The sequence below is a fragment of the Rhodococcus sp. 05-339-2 genome (assembly GCF_002258965.1).
Taxonomy (GTDB): Bacteria; Actinomycetota; Actinomycetes; order Mycobacteriales; family Mycobacteriaceae; genus Rhodococcoides.
In genome coordinates, this window is sequence record NZ_NOYW01000021.1 from 421,852 (window position 1) to 444,544 (window position 22,693).

Consider the following 22,693-nt stretch of genomic DNA (forward strand, 5'->3'; position numbering starts at 1 on the left):
ACCGAACCTCCCCTCGTCGTCCACTCGTCTTCCGGCTCGGTCGCCGGACACTGAAGACGATCGTATCGGTGCCGGGGATGCCGACCGACGATCGTGGCTTGTGTCTCGGACCGGCTGGGTCGGCTGCACAGGAGTGGAGCCTGCGGAACGACCCGGCTGTGACGCTTTTGAAGTCTCGATGCCGGACCCGTTAACGTTACCTGCGTGAGTGCCATTCCCTATGCCGACGACGTGCTCGATCCGTCGGAGTCCGTGCTGCAGTTCGCCGATGTCGCGAAGATCCTCGACGTCCCCAAGACCCGCGTCGAACAGCTCGTCCGAGATCGCCAGTTGCTCGCCCTGAAGCGTTCACGCGTGCCCGTCGTACCGGAGCAGTTCCTCGATTCGAGCAAGGGCACCATCGTCAAGGGGCTGCCCGGTCTCTTGGCCGTGCTGCACGACGGCGGATACGAGGACGAGGAAATCCTGCGGTGGCTGTTCACCGAGGACGAGAGCCTGCCGGGTGCACCCGTCGCTGCTCTGCACGGCGACCTGATGCGCGAAGTGATCAGGCGCGCACAGGCCATGGCCTTCTAGCGAACCGTCGCGCGCTTGAAGCCGGTGACGGCGAACTGCGGCAGCGCTATGCGCGCTCTGGTCCACTGCGGCACCGTCGCGCGTTGGGAGAGCACACGGTAGCCCTGTGACTCGACCTCGTCGAGTATGCGGCCGTACAGAATCGACGCCGTGCGCATCGACGGCCGCACTCGCGGATCCAGCATCTCGATGCCTGCATCGGACGTGCGGTAGATCGAGCGGGTGACGGCGATCAGGTGTGCGAGGGCGCGGGTGACCCTGGCGTCGACACTGCCCGTGGTGCGGCACCACCGGAGTAGTTCTTCGTCGACGCCGAACGCCGCGAGCTCGTCGGTGGGCAGGTAGATGCGGTCGCGATCGAGGTCCTCACCCATGTCGCGGATGAAGTTGGTCAGCTGGAACGCCTCGCCCAGGGCTGCGGCCGGGGGCTCGGCCACGGACCGCTCGACGACGGTTCCCAGGATCGGCAACATCTGCAGTCCGATCACGGCGGCGGAGCCGTACATGTACTCGCGCAACTGCTCCATCGTGCGGTAGCGCGAGACGAACATCGGACTCCCCGGAATGTCCATACGCATCGAGTGCATGAACGCGAAGAAATAGTCGTGCGGAATGTCGTAGCGCGCCACGGTGTCGCACAACGCGCTCAACACCTGATCGGACACGCTGTCGGACAGGGGTTTTCCCGCCAATGCGTCGCGCACCCTGGATTCGATCACGTCGAGTTCGACGATGCGACGGGCATTGAGCTCGTCCGATCCCACGGCGATGTCGGTGCCTTCGAGGTCGACGATGTCGTCGACCATCCGGGCGAACCCGTACAGCGCGTGTACGCCTGCGCGCTTGTCGGTGGGGAGCAGGCGAGTGGCGAGGAAATACGTCTTGCCGTGTTGGGCATTGAGTTCGCGGCAGATGCGGTAGGCCGCGTGCAGTTCAGGATCGATACCGTCGAGTTCTTTCATCACGCGGCCCTCATGACGTGGATTCGTCTCCGGTCGGTTCCGTTGCTGGGGTCTTGGGCGCGTTCGGCACAGCACGGTGTTCCCTGGATCGGTCCGATCGTAAACGCAGCGGATCGACGCGTGTCAGCGCCAGAGCTGCGACGACCGCGGCGAAGATCGCCAGTGCGACGTGTCCGAAGGTGTACAGGCCGATCGATCCGTCGGGTTGGAAGACGAGCATGAGCCACGTCGACAGACCCGTCAGGATCATCAGGGTCGTGCGCGAAAGGGCGAAGCCTGCGGCGATCGCCAGTGGCCACGAGTAGTACCAGGGCAGGGCCGCGGGGGAGAGCACGACGGTGGCGACCAGGGCGATCAGGATGCCCTTGACCGCATCGCGTTCGGATCTGCGGCCCAACCACCAGGCCACCGCCAGAACGACCACCAGCGCTATCGCGCACAGCAGACGAGTCACATCGAGAACGGGTCCGAGGCGGAGATCGAGGAACCACGACGTGCCGACGGTCACCAGGTGCGCCAGGATCGTGGGCAGCGAGAGCCAGTTGATGATCTTGGCCGATCCGGAAAGAGCGGTCAGCCAACCGATTCCGACTCCGGCGATCACCGACGCCACGGCGAACACGGCAACGAAGACGGAGGCTCCGATGCCGGCGGTCTTGACGAACGCCAGGGCGGGCGACATCGGCTTTCGTCCCTCCGCCTGTGCCTTCTCCCGCAGATGGAGCATCCAGATCCACACCAGGAAAGGCAGCGCGAGGCCTGCTGTGGCCTTGATCGCCACCGCGATGGCGACCAGCGCGATGCCGCCCACGTGTCGATGCTCGAGCGTCAGCACGATTCCCGCGGTCATCAGGCCCACCATGAGCAACTCGTTGTGCACCCCGCCGATCAGGTGGATCAGGACCAGAGGGTTGAGGACGGCGAGCCACACCGCGGTGGTCGCTCGGCCGCCGAGGTGCTTCGCCAGCCGCGGAACCGCCCACATCATCAATGCCAGACCCGGCAACATCGTCAGGCGCAGCAACATGGTTCCAGCGATCACGTTGTCGCCGGTCAGGCTGGTGATTCCGCGGCCGAGCAGCAGGAACAACGGGCCGTACGGCGCAGTGGTGGTGGTCCAGACATTGCTGACGTTGTCGAGCAGAACTCCCGGATTGGCAACGGGGCCAACGGCATACGGATCGAATCCGTCGCGGAGCAGAGCGCCCTGCGCCAGGTACGAGTACGCGTCGCGGCTGAACATCGGCACCGACAGCAGTAGCGGTGCGGTCCATGCCGGGACGATCCAGCGCAGTTCACCCACCGTGGTGCGGCCGTGCAGAGTCGCACGCCCGAGCCGAACCCAGGCGGTGATCATCAGCAGTACGCCGACCCAGACGATGATGGTCGACAGGACGAATCCGTGGCCGAATCGCAGCCACGACAGGTGCATCTCCTCGAGCAACGGATCGCGCCTGCGCACACTGCCGGCCCCGAACCCGCCGAACACGATGCACACGGCACCGACCACACCGAGTATCGCGGCCTTGCCCTCGGGACTGCGAAGGAAGTTGCCCGTTGCGGTCACTCTGGACGGTCGTCGCGAATCCGAGGGCAGGGGGCCGTCCGACGATCGATCCTCGGAGGTGGAGTGCGACGAGATCGAAGACATTGCCGCCTGCTCCTCCTCTGCAACGAGTTGTGGGTCGAGATCCGTACGCCGGCCGATGGTTCACGCCGACCACCGAACGATCATGGTCGCAGCAATGAGCGCGACCGGCAAACGATCGCGCTCAGCTTAGTTGGTCGACGCAGTCAATCGAACGAACCTACCGTCCCGTGCGCCCCGTCACCCGTTCTGCGGCGAGCTTTCCCGACACCAGAACCGTGGGAACGCCCACTCCGGGCGTCGTGCCCGAGCCGGCGAGAACCACGTTGTCGAGCCCGGCGACCATGTTCTTGCGTCGGAACGGCCCGGTCTGCCGAAACACGTGCGCCGACGAGAACGGCGAACCGGAGATCATGCCTTTCTGCGCCCAGGTCTCGGGAGTGTCGATGTGGTCGAGTGTGAATCCGTCGAGTAGGCCCTTGTACCCCCGACCTTCCATGGTCGTCAGGATCTCGCGAAGGTACGGCTGCGCCAATTCGTTCCAGGGAAGGGGCGCGCTGGCGAGATTGGGGCACGGTGCGAGGATCGACACCGGCTCGCATCGAACACCGTCACGCACCATCTCGAGTTGGGTATCGCTGACCGACGGTCGGGTGATGAGCAGCGACGGATCGGCCATCAAGGACCCCTTGCCCGCCTTTGCGGTGATCCGGCGGAAGGTCTCGGCCCATTCGTCACCGAAGTCGATGGTGTGATGTGCGCGGGCGGGCCACGTCGCCGTCACGTCGGCGGGAACGGTTCCGTGCGCGACGACCGCCGACGGCGAGACCACGCCGTATCCGTTCCGGCGGCCCTTCTTCGACACCGACGCCCGGTCGAGCAGTCGGTCGACGACGGGCAGGTCTGCGGTGAGAACGAGTGCGTCGCACGCGATTCGACCGCCGGCTGCGGTGATCACGGAGTCGGCACGACCTCGGTCGACGGTGATGTCGACGATCTCGGTGCCGAGTTCGAGCGTGCCACCCGCGGTGACGAACGCGTCGGCCATGGCCCGTGCGATTGCCGCCATGCCGCCTTCGGGGAAGAACACCCCGAGCGAGGTGTCCATGTGTGCGATGGCTCCGTAGACCGCGAGCGCCTTCTGAGGTGCCATGCCGGCGTAGAGCGCCTGGAACGTGAACACGCGACGCAGGCGAGTGTCCTTCAGGAACTTGTCGACGCGTGGCCCGAGGCGTCCGAAGCCGCCCAGTCTGGTCAGCGTCGCGGTGTCGGAGATCGCAGCTTTCGATCCCACGAGATCGAGCGGTGAGTCGAAGTTCGAGTCGATGAAGCGGTCGAACTCGGCGTCGAAGATGTCGGCGAGCCAACGTCGCAGTTCGCGATATCCCTGCGCCTCGGCCGGGCCGCAGGTTCGCTCGACCTCGGCCGCCATGGCCTCGGGATCGGAATAGACGTCGATGGACGTGCCGTCGGCGTAACGCGTGTGATACGACGGCGACAGAGCGGTCAGCCGAATCGGCGGCGTGGTCGACTCGAAGTCGGCACCCACGGCGGCGAGTGCCTCGAGCACCAGGTTCGGCATCGTGAGCACGCTCGCGCCGTTGTCGATGTCGTACAGATGCGTTCCGTCGGCGTCCGATACCGGGTACACCCCGACGCGGCCGCCCACGGTCTCGTCGCGCTCGACGATGGTGACTTTCCTGCCTGCTCCCAGCAGATGCAGACCGGCGGCCAGGCCGGCCAAACCGGCTCCCACGACGACCACGGTGTCGGTGGTGCCGGAGACCGTGCGGATCGAAGACATGACGCTCTCTTTCAGTACTGCCGTTGGATGGCGGCGGTTGCCATGGCACGCAGGTGCGCGGCAGCGACCGGTTCGATCGAACTGTTGTCGAGGGCGGCAACGGCCCGGGTCCCGAGTTCGTCGATCTGTTTCTCGACCGCGTCCACTGCGCCGAGCTCGACGAGGATGGAACGGATGTCGGCCACTTCGTTCGCGTCGAGTTCGGTTCCGAGGCTGGCCCTGATCGTGGCTGCACGATCCGGCCGGGTCCGGTCGGCTTTCTCCAGCGCCAGCGCGATCAGCACGGTGCGTTTGCCCTCGGTGATGTCGTCGCCCGACGGTTTGCCGGTGACCTCGGGATCGCCGAACACCCCGAGGAGGTCGTCGCGCAGCTGGAACGCGATTCCGATGTCCGCACCGAAGTTGCGGTAGGCCGAGATCAGGTTCTCGTCGGCATCGGCGAGGACTGCGCCGAGATGCAGCGGCCGCTCGACGGTGTAGGCAGCGGTCTTGTAGCGGTTGACTCGCATGGCAGCCGCGACACTCTCGTCGGTGCCTGCCTCGGCTTCGATGTCGAGCAACTGGCCGCCGAGAACCTCCGTGCGCATCGCCGACCACACCGGCTGGACCCGTCGTGCGGCATCGGCGTCGATGCCGGACTCGCGCAGGAGATCATCTGCCCAACACAGGGCGAGATCGCCGACGAGGATCGCTGCCGATTCACCGAAGTGGTCCGCGCCGCCGGACCACCCCGCGTCTCGGTGCCGTTGGGCGAACCCGACGTGCACGGTCGGGAAACCGCGTCGGGTACTGGAGGAATCGATGATGTCGTCGTGGATGAGGGCGCAGGCCTGGATCAGTTCGAGCGCCGAGCACGCCCGCAGCACTGCGTCCGCTCGGGCACCGGTGGATTCACCGCCTGCACCGAGCCATGCGGTCCAGGCGAATGCAGGGCGCATGCGCTTGCCACCGCGAAGTACGAAGGCCTCGAGGTCGGCCACCGCAGCGGGATAGCCGCCACCGACGGTGTCGACGACATCTCGACGTGAGGTGAAGAACTCGGCGAGCGTCGCGTCGACGGCCGTGCGCATCGCCTTCGGGTCGTGCGCGGCGGCGGGAGTGTCGACTACGGGTGAAGAAAAGTCTCCGGACAGGACGATCCTCCAAGGTTGCTGTGGATTGCGTGAATTCTCATTCCCACAGTAATGGCCGTGGAAACCCTGGACCGACCTGCAGCGAACATCTGTCGTCAGGGATGCCCGACGGGCTTCGGTGGGCCGCAACCTATGATCTTCGGGTGAGCGAAGATTCCGTCAGGGGGCGGTCGAGTCGAGGATTCGTGACGAGAACACCGTCCATCGTCGACCGACTACGGACAGAACCCGAGGCCAGGATCCCGTTCTCGGTGGAGTTCTCGCCTCCGCGAGACGCGGCCGCCGAGGCCAGGCTGTGGCGGGCGGTCCGTGAGTTCGAACAACTTCAGCCCGCATTCGTGTCGATGACCTACGGCGCGGGGGGCTCCACCCGTGATCGGACGGTGCGTGTCACCGGGCAGATCGCCGAGGAGACCACCCTTCTGCCTGTGGCGCATCTCACTGCCGTCTCGCACAGTGTGGACGAGCTGCGATCCATGGTGGGGTCGTACGCGGACCGCGGTATCACCAACATCCTCGTACTTCGCGGAGATCCCCCCGGAGATCCACTCGGCGACTGGGAGAAGCATCCGGACGGTGTCGAGTACGCCGAGGAGCTCGTTCGGCTGGTTCGCGATCTCGGCGACTTCCACGTCGGCGTGGCGTCGTTCCCCGAAGGACACCACCGCGCAGGCGATCTCGAACAGGACACCCGATGCCTGGTCGGGAAGTTGCGGGCGGGAGCGGAGTACTCGATCACTCAGATGTTCTTCGATGTGGACGACTACCTGCGTCTACGTGATCGTGTGTCGGCGTTCGACGCCGAGCAGGGTGCCAAGCCGATCATTCCCGAGATCATGCCCATCACCTCGCTTCGGTCGGTTCGCCGGATGCTCGAGCTCTCGGGCACGACGCTTCCGTCGCACCTGGACGAGAAGTTCACGCGCGCAGCGGGATCCGGCCCCGAGGAGGACCGTGCCGCGGTGCGAGAAGTGGGCATCGAACTCGCGACGAACATCGGTGAGCGCCTGATCTCCGAGGGCGCACCCGGACTGCACTTCATCACTCTCAACTTCGCGCGCGCGACGCGTGAGGTGCTCAGCAACCTGGGGCTTGCAGCCGCGCGAGTGTGAGACGGGTCAGGTGTGCGGCGCAGGCATCGGGCGCGACTTCCACGACAGCGAGCCGCGACGCCTGCGCACGTGGGACTCTGCGACGAGTCCGACGAAGGCGAGAATCGAGACCGGGTGCAGCGCGGCGTCGACTACGTCGCCCACCCCGAACCGCGATCCCGTCTCGCGCCGCCGCACGGACATCCGTGACACCGTGCCTGCGAGATAGCCGGCGCAGCCGAGGCGACGCGCGACACCCGAGGAGGTGAGCGCAGTGATCGGGGGCAGCACGTACACGACGGTCAGTGCCAGGGCCGCGGCCACCGAACCGGCCGGTCCACCGAACTCGTTCCACAACCACCTGCTGTAGCCGGACCGCAACTCCGCTGCCGATCGGTACATCCGGCATCGAACGAACCCCGCACCCGACGCCACCGCGGTGGAGAACCCCCGCCGACGCAGAGCGCGTGCCAGATCCAGGTCCTCGGTTGCGCTCGCGGCGACGCAGCCGTGGCCTCCCACGGCCCGGTAGGCGGCGGCGTCGAAAGCCATGAACTGCCCGCAGGCGACCGCCATCGACGGTGCGAGCGTCGCGTTGCCGAGAGGGACGGGAAGCGTGGACATCCACGACCATGCGAGCAGGGGCTGGACCAGTCGCTCGACGGTGCTCTCGGCCAGTTGCTCCGGCCACGGGCACAGGAGGGAGGCACCGCGCCGTCGCAGCATGCGGGCCGCTGCAGCCACGGCCTCCGGTTCCAGGCGCACATCGGCATCGACGAACACGATCAACGACGTCGTCGGGTCGTCCTCGTCGGCCAGTCTCGCGAGCTCGGCGCACGCGGCGGCCTTACCGGTCCAGCCGGCCGGGGGAGCGACACCGGAGGTCACGACGTGAATCCTCGGATCACCGCCTGCAGCCGCGCGGGCAGCGGAGGCCGTTCCGTCGGTCGAGTCGTCGTCGAGGACGATCACTCGCAGATCCGTGCACGATCGTTGCTTCGCGAGATCGCCGATCAGCGCGGGAAGCGTCGCGGCCTCGTTGCGGGCGGGTATACAGACGACGACGCTTTCGGTGACGTCCTGCTCCGGGGAGTGCAGGCTCGGCATGAACCGAGAGTTGAACTCCGACACCGCGGCCGACGCAGCCGCGAGGACGGCAGCGGTCGCCGTCGTTCGCGCGAGCACGCGGTCTTTCACACAGATGTTCTCTCGGTCGAGCTTCCCGGCTCGGTACCGCGCGAGCCGCGGCCCCGCAGCGGTGGATTGCGCGACACCCAGGCCATGGCTCCGACGATGGCCGCGACACCGACCGTCACCCCGCCCACGATGCCGGCCCAGCCGGCGAAGCTTCTGGTGTTGGGATCGGGATAGTTGACCTCGGCGCGCACCGAGGTGACCTCGCCTGCCGGCAACTTCCAGGAGATCGAGTTGTCGCTCTCGCGGGTGCCGTTGGTGGTGCCGATGCGGGCCGGGAACGCGATGGTGAACTGTACGTCCGTGCCCTGAACCGGAACGGAGGACAGATCGGCGTTGCCGGCAAGAGTGACGGTGTCACCCGATCGCTGCAGTGTCAGCTGGAACGATCCGGCCGCGTTCTGGAAGATCGAGCCGAGGGTCTGCACGTCGCCGAACGAGAGATCGTCGAAGATGGCCTGCGATCCGACGTATCCGTCCTGGTCGTACGGCTCGACGCGAACCTTGTCCTCGATCGAGGAGGGAACCACCAGTTCCGGGCCGGTGTCGGAGTCCGATGTCGGCACGCTGGCCGCCACGATCTGACCTGCGACACGGTCGTTCGCCGACACGCCCATCGTGACCTGCACGCGCAGGCAACCGGCCAGCATCGGCGCGACCAGCAGGGCCAGTGCGACCACCGAGAGAACGCGGCGGCGGTGGGTTCGATGAGGTGTTCGCGATGTCGACTGCACAGCGACATCGTGCCAGGGCATCGAGGTGATGTCAGTCGGCAGGGGTTGTCAGCGAGGCGTGTCGGGTGTTCCTGGACAGACGGGCATTCCACAGCAGTGGTATGCCGACGACGCCCATGACGACGAATCCGTACACCGCCGAGAAGCGAAGCTCCGGACCGTCGAGGAACACCGCGTGCGCGAGCGCCGACCCGAGCCACGTCCACAGGAACAATCCGATGGGCACTGCGTCGTCGGACGACCGGGGGCGACCGACGGCGCGGTCGAGCGATTCCATCACCGCAGCCATCAGCGTCGCCACCACCAGCCAGCCGAGGTAGTTGGTCAGCGGAATCGACGGCACACCCGGCAGCCCGACCGAACCGGCGGTCCAGGTCCACTGTCCGTCGGTGACCATCTGTGGATCCAGATAGAGGTCCCAGCCGACCATCCCCACCGCCACGGCCACGATTCGCAGTGCGGTGGCGCGCGCCTGCGTCGTGTCGAGACGGCCGACGACGAAGGTCACTGCACACCAGATCGGGTAGAACCCGGCCGTCCACGCCAGAGGGACCACGACGGGTACCTCGAACAGGCTCGGGCCCAAGCGATTCTGCGCGTAGAAGTATTCGCCGAACGGGATCCCGGTGGCCGTGCCGACGAGTTCGGACGCGAACCCGGTTCCTGCGGTCACGACGACGAGAACGGTGGCCCACACGACACCGCGGTTCAGCGCCGCGTGCAGGATCGACGCGAGCGCGAGCAGGGCCACCACCGCCACCGTCACTGCGTCCCTGGTCGATCCCGACACCAGTGGGTAGAGGATCTGGCAGCCCACGGCAGCGGCCGCCACGACGATCGGAACGACCTTCATTCCCGTTTCCTTCCGAAGAACGTGCGACGGCGGGCTGCGCGGGCGTCGGCGATCGCGATTCGGGCCGCCGACCGACCACTGGCCGCGGTGACCCCTCCGCCGGGGTGGGTCGATGCGCCGGTGAGATAGAGCCCGTCGGCACCGGGGACCCGATGCCCGGCCAGTCGAGGATGCGGCCGCCACATCATCATCTGGTCCAACGACATGTCCAGGTGCATGATGTTGCCTCCGATCAGACCGAGCTCACGCTCGATGTCCGGCGGCGATTGAACGAACCTATCCAACACGGACTCGGCGAAACCGGGTGCGTACCGGTCCAGTTCGGCCACGATTCGATCTGCCTCGAACTCGGCCAACGAGCGCTCGCCCGGAACGTCCGATCGCCACTGCCTGCCGTCGGCGAGGGTATGGGGATGCCACTGCGACCACAGTGAGATCTGGTGCTGTCCCGGCGGTGCGATGGTGGGATCGAGTGCGCTGAAGGACATTCCCAGCACGGCCGGGGTGGGCGGCAGGTCGCCGGCCAGCGCGTGCCCGTGCGCCAACCGCAACTGGCTGCGGTCGCGTACCAGCAGCGCCAGACCGTGGGTGCCGTCCTCGATGCGGTCGGCACTCGGGTACGTCGGAAGAGCGTCGGTGGCCAGTCTGACCGCAGTACCGATCCCCGGTCCTACCCGAATCGTGCTGCGCCACGGGGCGATCTGCGCCGAGTCGTGTCCACCGGCTTCGAGAAGGTCGAGGGTGGTCAGGATGTGGCAGCCGGCCACGACGATGCGGCTGTCGATCTCCCGTCCCGACGCGGTCCTGGTGGTCCAGCCGTGCGGGCGGCGCACGAGCGAGGTGACCGCGTCGCCGAGTGTCAGTTCGGCACCGTCGCGCTGCAGCCGAGCGATCATCGCCTCGGTCAATGCTCCGCTGCCGCCGACGGCGCGGCCCGGCGGAAGGGTGTGCATGAGGGCCGCGAAGCCGACCATCGGTGCGGTACCAGGCTCGGACATCGGCGGACCCGACTGCGCGCCGAACCAGGCGAGCGCAGCCTTGAGTCGTTCGCTCGAGAACATCTCGTCCAACAGGGAATCGCCGGTGGCGAGGAACTCACGCGAGAGCGTGCTGCCGCCGTCGGGAGCACCGAGACCCCAGAAGGATCGGAGCAGTTTCGGACCGGTGGGTGGCCCACCGAACGCACGCATGGTGCGTTCGCTGCGGGGACCCCAGACGGAGACGAACGTTCGGTAGGCGCGCGCGTCGGCTGCGCCGCAGGCGGCGGCGATGGACTCGCAGGTTCGTTCCAGGCTTCGGTGGAAGACGATTCCGCGTTCGTCGGTGCCGACGGCTCCCGGCGCGAACGCCCAGGGGTCACAGTCGATGTAGCGCAGTCCGAACTCGGCGAGGCCGAGCTCCTCGATGATGCCTGTGTGCCGAATCATGATGTGTGCCGACGAACCACGGTCCACTCGGTGGCCGGGAAAGCGTTCCACCGTCGAGACCGCGCCGCCGGCGACGGAGTCGCGCTCCAGAACCTCGACCGACATGCCGGCATCGGTCAGGTAACAGGCGGAGGTCAGGGCATTGTGGCCGGAGCCCACCACCACAGCATCGATCACACCCTCAGGCTACTGGCCCGTCGAGGGGCAACCGGCGGCCCAGGACCGCGAAGGGTCGTCGGTCGCCGCTGAAGGTGAAGTCGCGCAGTACGTCCGCGAAGCCGAGCCTGCGGTAGAGCCGCCAGGCTCGGTTGTCCTCCTCGGCTACTTCGGGTGTGGACAACATCACGTTGGCCGCCGAGACGCCGCGCAGCAGTCGTCTGCACAGTCGTCCACCGAGACCGTGCCCCTGAGCGCTCGGGAGAACGTGCAACTCGGTCAGCTCGAAGTAGTCCGCGAGCGTGGCTTCGACGGTCTGCGGGGAATGCCCCGTGCGCCGTAATCCGTCGCGAACCTGTTGATGCCACCACTGGTGCGCGGCACCGTGGTAGCCGTACGCGACGGCCACCAGCGAATCGGGCTGTGTCGGATCGGCGTTCGGGAGCAGTGCACCGACGGCTCGCCAGCCCGGGCGGTGTAGGTGTTCACTCCACATCGGGGCTCGGCTCTGTTCGGTTCCACGCGGATAGCCCATGGCCTCGACGTAGATGGACAGTGCCTCGAACAGCCGCTGGCGGAATTCCGGGGGCGTCAGATCGACCAGGTACGGCGTTGTCCGCGCATCGGTGACGACTGTTCTCAACCTTTCTTCGGCAACTTGTCGGTGGGCACGGCTATATTGAATGTGTCGAACGGGTGTTCGACAATCGGGGCCGAGTGCGCCGGTGGCTTCGGCTCGGATGTCGAGTCGGATTCTTCCGGAGTTCGACTGTAAGGCTTCGCCACGGTTCCGGCCGCGCCAGGTGCGCGCCGGAGATTCGAACTGGAGGTGTTCGAGTATGACGATCACGAAGGCATTCGATGCCGGAGTGCGGTCGCCGGTGTCGCGTCAGGCTCAGATTCTGCTGGGCCGGGCCGATGCTCTGCTGTCCGAGTCCATCGGGGAGAGCGATGCCGGAGATCGATTTCTCGGCAGCTACGCCGCTGCACTGAAAGGCGCGGCAGCTGTGCTGGCGTCGTTGCCGAATTCGATCGGCGCGCGTCCTCGTTCGCGCAGTGCGTGGGTGTTGATGGCAAAGGCGGCACCGGATCTCGCCGTCTGGGCCGACTATTTCGCGTCTTTCTCCGCCACCAGGGCGGCGGTCGAGGCCGGCGCGTCGAGCACGATCGCCGATCTCGATGCCGACGATTTCCATCGACACGTCGGTCGTTTTCTGAACTCGGTCGAGGACCGACTCGGCGGGCAGGCTCGATTCGCGTCCGTCGACCCCATGACGGCGCCCCTGTCTGCGTAGCGCACCGAGCTGGACGTCAGGTGACAATCGCCACGTCATCGGGTGTTCGCCCAAGGTTTTCGGGACGTGCGTCTCGAAAACTTCGGTGTTTCTCAGGAACACATCGACCGAGTAGGTGGTAAGCGGCCGATTCAGCTCGTATCATCGACAGCAGGTAGCCGCCAAGGTCAGCTTCCCGTCGTTTCGGAACCGAAATGACCTTCAATATCTGTGCAGGGGGAGGTACCGTGCCACTCTCCGAGCACGAGCAGCGCATGCTCGACCAGATCGAGAGCGCTCTCTACGCCGAGGATCCCAAATTCGCGTCTCATGTGAGGGGCGGTCGCGTACGTGCGGCGTCGAGCAGGAGGCGCTTTCAGGCTGCCGCGCTGTTCGTAGTGGGACTCGTGTTGCTCGTCGCCGGTGTTGCATTGTCGACGAACAGCCTGGCTTTTCTCGTCGTCAGTCTCATCGGCTTTTTGTTCATGTTCGGTGCCGGGGCACTGTTCCTGTTCGGCGGTTCCAACAAGGGAGCCGCAGCGTCGCAGGACGAGGGCAGCGCATCCAACGATGCTGCCGAGACGTCCGGGCGTGGTACCGGACAGAAATCGAAGGGTGGTCGCAAGGGCGGCAGCTTCACCTCTCGCATGGAAGATCGGTTCCGTAAAAGGTTCGAGCAGGACTGAGTCGACCGGGTTTCGCCGAACCGACCCTTATCGGCTCGTCTCCACAACTTCACGCGTCAACGTAGAACAGCATCTCACCCTCGGGTGAGGTGCTGTTGTCGTTTCTGCCCTCGAACGGACGCCGCCCGATCGACTGCAGCCCTCCGCTCCGCGTCGAGGGCCGGTTCGCGCGTTCGCGCGCGGGAGTTCTGGGACGCGTCCCCCACTGTCACCCACGCTCCCCACTTTTCCCCACCGAGGCCCCACCGAGGGGCCGAGATCGACCGTCGTCCACCACCGTAGGTGCTGCGCGCCTGGTCAGGCTGCTTCGATGCTGGACTCGTGCGCCATGGCGTCCGGTTCGAGCCCTCGGAATCGCCCGCGGTATCGCTGACGGCAGCGCCGATCTTCTACGTCTTGACCAGCGCAGACAGTGACTTCTCCAAAGTTTTCCGGCCGTGAATGGTTCGAAGTGGGGGAGAGTGGGGTAAAGTGGTCCGCAGCGGAGAGTCGAGGCTGGAGGTGGCGAGTGTTTCTCGGTACCTACACGCCGAAGCTCGACGACAAGGGTCGACTCACGTTGCCGGCCAAGTTTCGGGACGCGCTTGCAGGAGGGGTCATGGTGAGCAAGGGGCAGGATTTCAGCCTCGCTGTCTACACCGCGGCCGACTTCGCGGAGCGCTCTCGGAAGTTGACGGCGGCTTCTCGTGCCAACCCCAAAGCCCGTGCCTACGTTCGCCAGTTCTTCTCGGGAACAGACGAACAACGGCCGGACGGACAGGGACGCATCACCATCAGTCCCGAGCATCGCCGCTATGCGGGGCTCGAACGAAACTGCGTGGTGATCGGTTCGATGGACTTCATCGAGATCTGGAACGACGAAGCGTGGGCGCGCTACTCCGCTGAGAACGAGCAGGATTTCTCCGACGCTTTCGACGAGTCCCTCGGAGGGATCTTGTAGCCCGACCAGGTCGCCTGCGAGTGCAGCGAGGCCTCTGCCCGATCAGAACCCTGACGTTCTTCCCCAACGCCAGGTTTCGCAGATCAGGACCCTGACGTTCTTCCCCAACGCCAGGTTCCCTATCGGACAGGGACCTCGAAGCATTCGTATCGGCCTCGGTGGGCGACCTGCACGGCCCGGACCCGGGCGAGAAGTACGTACGCGCGACCGGGAGGAACCATGACGGAGGGCACCGGGCCGGACGAGAGCGACTCGTCCGCCGACCGAACCCATCGTCGATCCTCGGGCCCGGTCCACGTTCCGGTTCGTCTCGAGCGAGCCGACGAACTGCTCGGACCCGCGCTCGAATCCACCGGCGATACCCGAGTCATGATCGACGCGACTCTCGGACTCGGCGGTCACTCCGAGCACTTCTTGCGGACCTATCCGCACCTGCACCTGATCGGGCTCGACCGGGATCCCGACGCGCTCGAGTTGGCCGGAGCCCGGTTGGCTCCGTTCGCCGATCGAATCACGTTGGTGCACACGACCTACGACGGCATCGCCGAAGCGCTCGACGAGGCCGGCCTGCCTGCGGTCGGCTCCGTTCACGCCATCCTGTTCGATCTCGGTGTGTCGTCCATGCAGTTGGACGAATCCGACCGCGGATTCGCCTACTCCGTCGACGCCCCACTGGACATGCGAATGAATCCGACCGTGGGCATCACCGCCGCAGACGTCCTCAACACGTACTCGCACGGCGAGATCGCACGGGTCCTGAGCACCTACGGCGAGGAGCGGTTCGCCGGAAAGATCGCCTCCGCCGTTCTGCGTCACCGAGAGCACACGCCCTTCACCACGAGCGGGCCGTTGGTCGAATTGCTCTATGCCGCAATTCCGGCCGCAACGCGGCGCACCGGTGGGCACCCTGCCAAGCGAACCTTCCAGGCCCTGCGTATCGAGGTCAACGGTGAACTGGAGTCGTTGAAGGCGGCGGTACCTGCCGGGCTCGACGCGTTGGCTGTCGGAGGCCGGGTGGTCTTCATGTCGTATCAGTCGCTCGAAGACCGAGTTGTCAAGCAGGAGTTGGCACCTCGGATCAAGTCCCGCAGTCCGGAAGGGCTGCCGGTCGAGCTTCCCGGAATGGGTCCGGAGTTTCGGCTCCTGACCAGAGGTGCCGAGCGTGCATCGGATGCAGAAATCGAGACAAACCCACGTTCGGCTCCGGTGAGATTGCGCGCCGCCGAACGGATTGCAAGGAGAGCGGAATGACGGTTCCAGTCACAACCATTGGACCACAACGCAATCGGGTTCCGGCATCGCCCCGCAACGCCGTACGGCAGGCTCCACTCTCGCGGCCCGAACGTACGGGTAAGGGTGGTGGACGGTCCGGTGCTGCACTGCGGGCATACGAGCGCAGGCAGCAGCGGGCGTCGATCCACACCTCGGATTCTGCGCGTGGTTCCGTAGCCGGTGCCCGGGCTTCGCTGAACGGAAGCGCCATCGCGGCGCGAATTCCGTTCGTCGCCTTGATCATCGGCCTGCTCGCCATCGGTCTCGGTCTGACGTTGCTGCTGACCACTCGGTCCGCGGGAGACTCCTACGATCTCAGCGCCGCCAAGGCCGTCAACGCCGAACTGGCTCAGCAGCGGGCCTCGTTGCAGCGTGATGTTGAGTTGGCGGAGTCGGCTCCGGAGTTGGCGCGCAAGGCCGCCGAACTCGGAATGGTCCCGGTCAAGAACTCTGCACATCTGATCGTCGCGCCGGACGGCGGCGTCCAGGTCGTCGGTACCCCGGCTCCGGCCGACGGTGCACCGGTGGCACCGCTCGATCCGGTGTCGCCCGCGGCCGCAGGCGAGGGAACCGTCACGAATCCGAGCACGCAGTCGCCGCAGCAGCAGACGCCGAGAAGCGCGTCGCAGCCGAATCGAACGTCTGGCACGATCGACACCCGCGCCGCCACGCCGAATGCGAGCAATGGAGCTGGAAACACCGCGCTTGCTGAACAATTGGTTCCCATGAGCATCCCCTCGCTCGAAACACCTGCGGTCGAAGCCCCCGAGCCCACCGGCGAAGCATCGGGTGACGGGCAGTGACCAGGCCCTCGCCTGCTCCACGCCGTCGACCACCGAGCCGAAAGCGTCTCGACTCGTCCACCTTTCGGTTTCGTCACGGCACCGGCCGCGTTCTGATGTATCTGGCGCTGGCCGTCGCGGCGGCACAGTTGCTGTGGATTCAGGGGTTCGATGCGCCGAGGTTGTCGGCCGAGTCGGCGTCGCAACGCACCACCACTCTCGTCGATCCGGCGCTACGGGGATCCATCCTGGACCGCAACGGCAATCCCATCGCCTTCACGATGGAAGCCAAAGCGTTGACGTTCCAACCGGTTCGGGTTCGCAAGGAACTCGACGAGGCCCGGGCGAAGGACCCGACCGAGCCGGAGACCGATCAGTACCTCGAGGACATAGCCGCCCGCATCCATGGCGACCTCGGTGATGTGATCAGCGAGAAGGATCTGCTCGCGAAACTGAAGAGCAACGACGAATTCACCTACCTCGCACGCGGAGTGGACGCCACCGTGGCGTCGAAGATCAGCAAGGATTTCAAGCAGGTCGGACTGGAGCGTCAGGACATCCGCGAGTACCCGGGCGGATCGCTGGCCGGGAACATCGTCGGTGCCACCGGTTGGGACGGACACGGTCTGCTGGGTCTAGAGGATGCGCTCGACGCGACCCTGGCCGGAACCGACGGTTCGCAGACCTACGACCGCGGATCCGACGGTGCCGTCATCCCCGGAAGCTGGCGGGACAAGCAGCCTGCCGTCAACGGTTCGACCGTCGAACTGACCATCGACGCAGATCTGCAGTACTACGTGCAGCAGCAGGTGCAGTTGGCCAAGGACCTGTCGGGAGCGAAGAACGCCTCGGCGTACGTGCAGGATTCGCACACCGGCGAGGTGCTCGCCATGTCCAACGACAACACCTTCAATCCCGGCATCGGAGTCGGCAACAACGAGCGCACCAAGGAAATGGGCAACCTGCCCGTCACCACGCCGTTCGAGCCCGGTTCGGTGAACAAGATCATCACCGCGGCCGCGGCCATCGAGTACGGACTCACCACGCCCGACGAGGTGCTGCAGGTGCCGGGCAGCATTTTCATGTCCGGTGTGTCGGTCAAGGATGCGTGGGACCACGGTGTCGCGCCGTACACGACGACCGGCGTGTTCGGTAAGTCCTCCAACGTCGGCACGCTGATGCTTGCCCAACGCGTCGGCGAGGACCGCTACGCGGACATGTTGACCAGGTTCGGCCTGGGCCAGCGCAGCGACGTGGGGCTACCGGGCGAGAGCGCGGGCAACGTTCCGAGCCGTGACCAGTGGTCGGGCGGCACGTTCGCCAACCTCCCCATCGGCCAGGGACTGTCGATGACGCTGCTGCAGATGACGGGGATGTACCAGGCTATCGCCAACGACGGAGTACGCATCCCGCCGAGGATCGTCGAGGCGACGGTGGACGCGAACGGTCAGCGGACAGAGACCCAGCAGCCCGACGGTGTGTACGTGGTCAGCCCCGATACGGCGAAGACCGTCCGTAACATGTTCCGATCCGTCACCCAGGACGACACCGGAAACCAGCGCGGTACCGGAGTTGCCGCGGGCGTCGAGGGATACCAGATCAGTGGCAAGACGGGTACGGCTCAGCAGGTCGACCCCGAGTGCAAGTGCTACTCGAACTCGAACTACTGGATCACGTTCGCCGGCATCGCGCCCGCGGACGATCCCCGCTACGTGATCGGGATCATGCTCGACGCCCCGACCCGCAGCGCCGACGGTTCCGGTGGCCAGTCGGCAGCACCGCTGTTCCACAACATCGCCAGCTGGATGCTGCAGCGGGACAGCGTGCCGATGTCCGCCGACCCCGGACCCAAGCTGGTTCTGCAGGCGGACTGAGATCCCAACCCGCCGGTCCGCGAGTCGGGGCGGCGACATCATGATCCCGGACGCCGGTAATCTGACACATCGGCTCGGGCGTGTTCGTTCGGCTGCCGCCGCGGCGTGATCGAGCCGCGGCAGGCGCGCGGCCGGCAGTAGAGAGGAAGGGAGCAGGAGTGACTGTGTCATCGGATTCACAACCGGCTCCGGGTTCACGTCCGGCGCATCCACCGCACACCGAAGTCCGGGAGGTGGCGTCTGCGGTCGGTGCAACCATCGACGAGGGCGACCCCGCCGGTGTGAGCGTGACCGGTATCGATCTGCGCGCACAGTCCGTTGTTCCCGGCGATCTGTTCGCGGCACTGCCCGGATCGTCGCGACACGGTGCCGAGTTCGTCGCCGACGCGGTCGAGCGTGGTGCGGTGGCGGTGTTCACCGACCCGGCCGGACTCGAGATCGTGCGGGGTGCTCTGGCGGGTACCGATCGACAGGTTCCGGTGCTCGTGCACGACCGTCCGCGCCAGGTGTTGGGGGCGGTCTCCGCTCTGGTGTACGGCAACCCGTCGTCGAAGATGACCGTCATCGGTATCACCGGTACGTCAGGGAAGACGACGACGTCCTATCTGCTCGAAGCAGGCCTGACCGCAGCCGGTCGTCGGTGCGGGCTGATCGGCACCATCGAGACACGTGTGCTGGGCCGGCACGTGCCGAGCGCGCTCACCACGCCCGAGGCTCCGCAGCTGCATGCCCTGTTCGCGGTGATGGTCGAGGAGGGCGTCGACACGGTGGTGATGGAGGTGTCCTCGCACGCGTTGTCCCTGGGCCGGGTCGACGGCACTCGCTTCGCGATCGGTGCGTTCACCAATCTTTCGCAGGATCACCTCGATTTTCACGATTCTCTCGAGGACTACTTCGCGGCCAAGAGTCGCCTGTTCGCGGCCGACTCGGCGGTTCGTGCCGAGACCGCCGTCGTCTGTGTCGACGACGCGTGGGGCGTGCGGATGGCAGACATCGCTCGGTCGGCCGGGTCGACCGTGGTGACCGCGTCGACAGGTGCTGATTCGCAGTGGACGGTCTCGGACTGGGCCAAGCACGACGACGGAACGCAGTCGTTCACCGTCGCCGATCCGCAGGGTGCGTCGCTGCCGGTCTCGGTCCGGTTGCCGGGGCGCTACAACGTCGCGAACACCGTCCTGGCGTTGGCGACCTGCGCAGCGGCCGGGGCCGATGTGCGCAGCGCCGTGACCGGGGTCGCGACGGTCGACGTGCCGGGTCGCGTGCAGCGGATCGATCGCGGGCAGAACTTCCTGGCAGTGGTCGACTACGCACACAAACCTGCGGCCGTCGAGGCCGTGCTGGCAACGTTGCGCGAATCCTCGCGTGGACGGATCGCGGTTGTTCTCGGAGCAGGCGGCGACCGCGATACCGCGAAGCGTCCCCTGATGGGTGCCGCCGGAGCGCGCGGTGCCGAGCTGTTGGTGGTGACCGACGACAACCCGCGCAGCGAGGATCCGGCCACCATCAGGGCGGCCGTCGAGGACGGCGCGCTGTCGGTGCCGGACGAGGCCCGCGGTGAAGTACGGAACGTGGCAGGCCGCGCAGCGGCGATCGAACAGGCCGTGGCGTGGGCACGCGAAGGGGATGTTGTGTTGATCGCAGGTAAAGGGCACGAAACCGGCCAAGAAGTAGCGGGCGTGAAGTATCCGTTCGACGACCGAGTGATACTCGCCTCGGCCATCGATGCGCGCCGGGTCGGCACGAGCGCGGGCGTACGGTGATCCCGCTCTCGATCGACCGAATCGCCGAGATCGTCGGAGGCACGGTGCACGACGTGCCGGATTCGACGGTCGTGGTGTCGGGACCGGTGGAGTTCGACTCCCGCAAGGTCACTGCCGGCAGTATCTTCCTCGCCCTTCCCGGAGCGAAGGTGGACGGTCACGACCATGCCGCCGACGCGGTTGCCGCGGGTGCGGCACTGGTGCTGGCTGCGCGTCCGGTGGGCGTACCGGCCGTGGTCGTGCGTCCCGTTCCGCACGACAGTCGCGCGATGGCACTCGAGAACGACCCGGACGGCTCCGGTGCGGCAGTGTTGACCGCTCTCGGCGCTCTGGCCCGCGCATCGGTGCGCGAGTTGACGGCCGAGCACGGCCTGACCGTCGTCGGCGTGACGGGATCCTCGGGGAAGACCTCGACCAAGGATCTGATCTCTGCCGTACTCGAACCCCTCGGTTCGGTGGTGGCACCGCCCGGATCGTTCAACAACGAACTGGGACACCCCTGGACGGCGCTGCGAGCCGATGCCGAGACCGACTTTCTCTGTCTGGAGTTGTCCGCCCGAGGAATCGGCCACATCGCCGAACTGGCCACGCTCGCACCGCCCCGGATCGGGGTGGTCCTCAACGTCGGAACCGCGCACCTGGGCGAGTTCGGGTCGCGCGCGGCCATCGCACTGGCGAAGGGCGAACTGGTCGAGGCTCTGCCGAGTGCTGCCGACGGGGGAGTGGCGATCCTGAACATCGACGATCGGCTCGTCGCTGAAATGGCAACTCGCACAACGGCATCCGTCGTCACGGTGGGGCGCAACGCAGAGGCGGACATCAGAGCACTCGACGTGCAGGTCGACACCGACGCCAGAGCGTCGTTCACGCTCGACTGCGCAGCGGGTTCGGTACCGATCACCCTGGCGGTACACGGCGAGCATCAGGTCGGCAACGCTCTCGCAGCCGCCGCCGTCGCACTCGAGTGCGGCGCGACACTGACGCAGGTCGCCGAGGCGCTCGGGGCTGCCGCACCGACGTCGATCAGGCGAATGGACGTCCGCACCCGCGCCGACGGCGTCACCGTCGTCAACGATTCGTACAACGCCAACCCCGATTCGATGCGCGCCGCACTCAAAGCACTGGTGTCGATGTCGCGTCGCGACGACGGACCCAAACGCCGCAGCTGGGCGGTGCTGGGGGAGATGGGCGAGCTGGGTTCGGACTCGGTGGTCGAGCACGACGCGATCGGCCGCCTCGCCGTCCGCCTCGACGTCGATCGCCTGATCATCGTCGATTCCGGCCGTCCTACTCGCGCATTGCACCAGGGTGCGGTCATGGAGGGTTCGTGGGGCGAGGAATCGATGTTGGTGCCCGACCGTGAAACGGCGATCGACGTACTGCACGAGGAGGTGCGTCCCGGCGACATCGTGCTGGTGAAGGCCTCGCAGTCCGGGGCGATGTGGACAGTCGCGGACGCCCTGCTGGCCGACGCGCCGAGCACCACTGCGGAGGGTGAGCAGTGAGGCAGATCCTGTTCGCCGGAGGTATCGCACTCGCGGTCGCGATCCTGCTGACCCCGGTGCTGATCAAGACCTTCTCGAAACAGGGCTTCGGCCAGGAGATTCGAGTGGAGGGCCCGGCGAGTCACCAGTCCAAGCGGGGCACACCGACAATGGGCGGCGTCGCAATTCTGGTCGGCATCTGGGCCGGCTACTGGGGCTCGCACCTGATCGGCATCGGTTACGACGCTGACGGTCCGTCGGCGTCGGCCCTGCTCGTTCTCGGCCTGACCACAGTGCTCGGTCTGGTCGGCTTTCTCGACGACTTCATCAAGATCCGCAAACAGCGCAACCTGGGCCTGAACGCCACTGGCAAGTACGTCGGTCAGATAACGGCGGCCGTGCTGTTCGCGATTCTGGTGTTGCAGTTCCGGAGCGAGAGCGGGCTCACTCCCGGCAGCACTCAACTGTCGTACGTGCGCGACATCGCCACCTGGTCGATGTCCGCGGTGGTCTTCGTATTCTTCGTCTGCCTGCTCGTGATCGCGTGGTCCAACTCTGTCAACCTCACCGACGGACTCGACGGCCTCGCCGCCGGATCGATGACGTTGGTACTCGGCGCCTACACCGTCATCACGTTCTGGCAGTACCGCCAGGCGTGCGCAGGACCCGCCGGGCCTGCCCCCGGCTGTTACGACGTTCGAGATCCCCTCGACCTGGCCCTGGTCTGCGCCTCGGCCGCCGGTGCCTGCATCGGCTTCCTGTGGTGGAACGCCGCGCCGGCCAAGATCTTCATGGGCGACACCGGATCCCTTGCCCTCGGCGGTCTGATCGCAGGCCTGTCGGTGGTGACCAAGACCGAGCTGATCATGGTGGTCATCGGTGCACTGTTCGTCGCCGAGGCCGCATCGGTCGTCATCCAGGTCGCGGTGTTCCGATCCAGTCGCCGACGAGTGTTCCGCATGGCACCGTTCCACCATCACTTCGAGTTGGCCGGATGGGCCGAGACGACGGTGATCATCCGATTCTGGTTGTTGGCCGCCATCGCGTCGGCCGTCGGACTCGCTCTGTTCTACAGCGAGTATCTCGCTGCTGTCGGCGGATAG

Annotated in this window: 20 protein-coding genes; 11 read left to right on the forward strand and 9 right to left on the reverse strand. The window is 66.3% G+C overall.

Translation table 11 applies throughout. The features are described 5' to 3' along the window. The first annotated feature begins 204 nt into the window (after window positions 1-204). Window positions 205-576: an Rv2175c family DNA-binding protein gene (locus tag CH273_RS26495; protein WP_032394395.1), complete on the forward strand. Its 372-nt coding sequence runs from the start codon at window positions 205-207 to the stop codon at window positions 574-576. Here CH273_RS26495 and CH273_RS26500 read toward each other — a convergent pair. The 4 genes from CH273_RS26500 to CH273_RS26515 form a co-directional block, all read right to left on the reverse strand. After that, window positions 573-1,538: a phytoene/squalene synthase family protein gene (locus tag CH273_RS26500; protein WP_032394394.1), complete on the reverse strand. Its 966-nt coding sequence runs from the start codon at window positions 1,536-1,538 to the stop codon at window positions 573-575. The two genes, CH273_RS26495 and CH273_RS26500, sit on opposite strands and share 4 nt — an antisense overlap. Window positions 1,539-1,548: 10 nt before the next feature. Beyond that, window positions 1,549-3,189, reverse strand: coding sequence for an alpha-(1->6)-mannopyranosyltransferase A (locus CH273_RS26505; protein ID WP_032394393.1), 1,641 nt, complete (start codon window positions 3,187-3,189; stop codon window positions 1,549-1,551). 157 nt (window positions 3,190-3,346) lie between these two features. Continuing rightward, window positions 3,347-4,930 (reverse strand): phytoene desaturase family protein, encoded by a 1,584-nt coding sequence (crtI, locus tag CH273_RS26510; RefSeq protein ID WP_230596645.1) that lies wholly within the window; start codon window positions 4,928-4,930, stop codon window positions 3,347-3,349. 11 nt (window positions 4,931-4,941) lie between these two features. Next, entirely contained in the window at window positions 4,942-6,000 is a 1,059-nt protein-coding gene (locus CH273_RS26515; protein ID WP_094631678.1) for a polyprenyl synthetase family protein, read from the reverse strand. Between the two features lie 248 nt (window positions 6,001-6,248). On the opposite strand from CH273_RS26515, the gene metF reads away from it, so the two are divergent. Beyond that, window positions 6,249-7,175 carry a methylenetetrahydrofolate reductase [NAD(P)H] gene (gene metF / locus CH273_RS26520; protein WP_032394703.1) on the forward strand — a complete coding sequence of 309 codons (927 nt, stop codon included), beginning with the start codon at window positions 6,249-6,251 and terminating at the stop codon, window positions 7,173-7,175. Between the two features lie 6 nt (window positions 7,176-7,181). On the opposite strand, the gene CH273_RS26525 is transcribed toward metF, so the two are convergent. Genes CH273_RS26525 through CH273_RS26545 form a run of 5 tightly spaced genes read right to left on the reverse strand, consistent with a single transcriptional unit; the run spans window position 7,182 to window position 12,161 of the window. Then, window positions 7,182-8,351 carry a glycosyltransferase family 2 protein gene (locus CH273_RS26525; RefSeq protein ID WP_179275555.1) on the reverse strand — a complete coding sequence of 390 codons (1,170 nt, stop codon included), beginning with the start codon at window positions 8,349-8,351 and terminating at the stop codon, window positions 7,182-7,184. Beyond that, on the reverse strand, window positions 8,348-9,103 hold the full coding sequence (locus tag CH273_RS26530; protein WP_179272919.1) for an LppM family (lipo)protein: 756 nt from the start codon (window positions 9,101-9,103) through the stop codon (window positions 8,348-8,350). Before CH273_RS26530 ends, CH273_RS26525 begins: the two co-directional genes overlap by 4 nt. A gap of 10 nt (window positions 9,104-9,113) precedes the next feature. Then, window positions 9,114-9,935 carry a carotenoid biosynthesis protein gene (locus CH273_RS26535; RefSeq protein ID WP_032394392.1) on the reverse strand — a complete coding sequence of 274 codons (822 nt, stop codon included), beginning with the start codon at window positions 9,933-9,935 and terminating at the stop codon, window positions 9,114-9,116. Next, complete coding sequence (locus CH273_RS26540; RefSeq protein WP_082322387.1) at window positions 9,932-11,539, reverse strand: phytoene desaturase family protein; 1,608 nt, start codon at window positions 11,537-11,539, stop codon at window positions 9,932-9,934. The genes CH273_RS26535 and CH273_RS26540 overlap by 4 nt, the downstream gene beginning before the upstream one ends. 4 nt (window positions 11,540-11,543) lie before the next feature. After that, window positions 11,544-12,161 (reverse strand): GNAT family N-acetyltransferase, encoded by a 618-nt coding sequence (locus CH273_RS26545; protein ID WP_032394391.1) that lies wholly within the window; start codon window positions 12,159-12,161, stop codon window positions 11,544-11,546. A gap of 196 nt (window positions 12,162-12,357) precedes the next feature. Here CH273_RS26545 and CH273_RS26550 point away from each other — a divergent pair, with 196 nt between their 5' ends. The 9 genes from CH273_RS26550 (at window position 12,358) to mraY (ending at window position 22,693) form a co-directional block, all read left to right on the forward strand. Continuing rightward, entirely contained in the window at window positions 12,358-12,813 is a 456-nt protein-coding gene (locus CH273_RS26550) for an SAV_6107 family HEPN domain-containing protein (protein ID WP_052049323.1), read from the forward strand. 227 nt (window positions 12,814-13,040) lie between these two features. Beyond that, on the forward strand, window positions 13,041-13,478 hold the full coding sequence (locus tag CH273_RS26555; protein WP_032394390.1) for a DUF3040 domain-containing protein: 438 nt from the start codon (window positions 13,041-13,043) through the stop codon (window positions 13,476-13,478). Window positions 13,479-13,986: 508 nt separating this feature from the next. Then, window positions 13,987-14,418: a division/cell wall cluster transcriptional repressor MraZ gene (gene mraZ, locus CH273_RS26560; RefSeq protein ID WP_027497352.1), complete on the forward strand. Its 432-nt coding sequence runs from the start codon at window positions 13,987-13,989 to the stop codon at window positions 14,416-14,418. Between the two features lie 219 nt (window positions 14,419-14,637). Beyond that, on the forward strand, window positions 14,638-15,669 hold the full coding sequence (gene rsmH / locus CH273_RS26565; protein ID WP_032394389.1) for a 16S rRNA (cytosine(1402)-N(4))-methyltransferase RsmH: 1,032 nt from the start codon (window positions 14,638-14,640) through the stop codon (window positions 15,667-15,669). Beyond that, complete coding sequence (locus tag CH273_RS26570) at window positions 15,666-16,493, forward strand: cell division protein FtsL (protein WP_230596643.1); 828 nt, start codon at window positions 15,666-15,668, stop codon at window positions 16,491-16,493. The genes rsmH and CH273_RS26570 overlap by 4 nt, the downstream gene beginning before the upstream one ends. Beyond that, on the forward strand, window positions 16,490-18,346 hold the full coding sequence (locus CH273_RS26575) for a peptidoglycan D,D-transpeptidase FtsI family protein (RefSeq protein ID WP_032394388.1): 1,857 nt from the start codon (window positions 16,490-16,492) through the stop codon (window positions 18,344-18,346). The genes CH273_RS26570 and CH273_RS26575 overlap by 4 nt, the downstream gene beginning before the upstream one ends. A gap of 158 nt (window positions 18,347-18,504) precedes the next feature. Beyond that, window positions 18,505-20,106 carry a UDP-N-acetylmuramoyl-L-alanyl-D-glutamate--2,6-diaminopimelate ligase gene (locus CH273_RS26580; protein WP_032394387.1) on the forward strand — a complete coding sequence of 534 codons (1,602 nt, stop codon included), beginning with the start codon at window positions 18,505-18,507 and terminating at the stop codon, window positions 20,104-20,106. Beyond that, the gene (locus CH273_RS26585) at window positions 20,103-21,611 is read left to right on the forward strand and encodes a UDP-N-acetylmuramoyl-tripeptide--D-alanyl-D-alanine ligase (protein WP_032394386.1); all 1,509 of its coding nucleotides are present in this window, start codon (window positions 20,103-20,105) and stop codon (window positions 21,609-21,611) included. The genes CH273_RS26580 and CH273_RS26585 overlap by 4 nt, the downstream gene beginning before the upstream one ends. After that, entirely contained in the window at window positions 21,608-22,693 is a 1,086-nt protein-coding gene (gene mraY / locus CH273_RS26590) for a phospho-N-acetylmuramoyl-pentapeptide-transferase (protein ID WP_032394385.1), read from the forward strand. Before CH273_RS26585 ends, mraY begins: the two co-directional genes overlap by 4 nt.

Coding starts and splice junctions, on each gene's coding strand:
- CH273_RS26500 (WP_032394394.1), bottom strand. CDS start 1,538: ATGAAAGAACTCGACGGTATCGATCCTGAACTGCACGCGGCCTACCGC.
- CH273_RS26505 (WP_032394393.1), bottom strand. CDS start 3,189: ATGTCTTCGATCTCGTCGCACTCCACCTCCGAGGATCGATCGTCGGAC.
- crtI (WP_230596645.1), bottom strand. CDS start 4,930: ATGTCTTCGATCCGCACGGTCTCCGGCACCACCGACACCGTGGTCGTC.
- CH273_RS26515 (WP_094631678.1), bottom strand. CDS start 6,000: ATGCGCACGGCCGTCGACGCGACGCTCGCCGAGTTCTTCACCTCACGT.
- CH273_RS26530 (WP_179272919.1), bottom strand. CDS start 9,103: ATGCCCTGGCACGATGTCGCTGTGCAGTCGACATCGCGAACACCTCAT.
- CH273_RS26535 (WP_032394392.1), bottom strand. CDS start 9,935: ATGAAGGTCGTTCCGATCGTCGTGGCGGCCGCTGCCGTGGGCTGCCAG.
- CH273_RS26550 (WP_052049323.1), top strand. CDS start 12,358: ATGACGATCACGAAGGCATTCGATGCCGGAGTGCGGTCGCCGGTGTCG.
- rsmH (WP_032394389.1), top strand. CDS start 14,638: ATGACGGAGGGCACCGGGCCGGACGAGAGCGACTCGTCCGCCGACCGA.
- CH273_RS26570 (WP_230596643.1), top strand. CDS start 15,666: ATGACGGTTCCAGTCACAACCATTGGACCACAACGCAATCGGGTTCCG.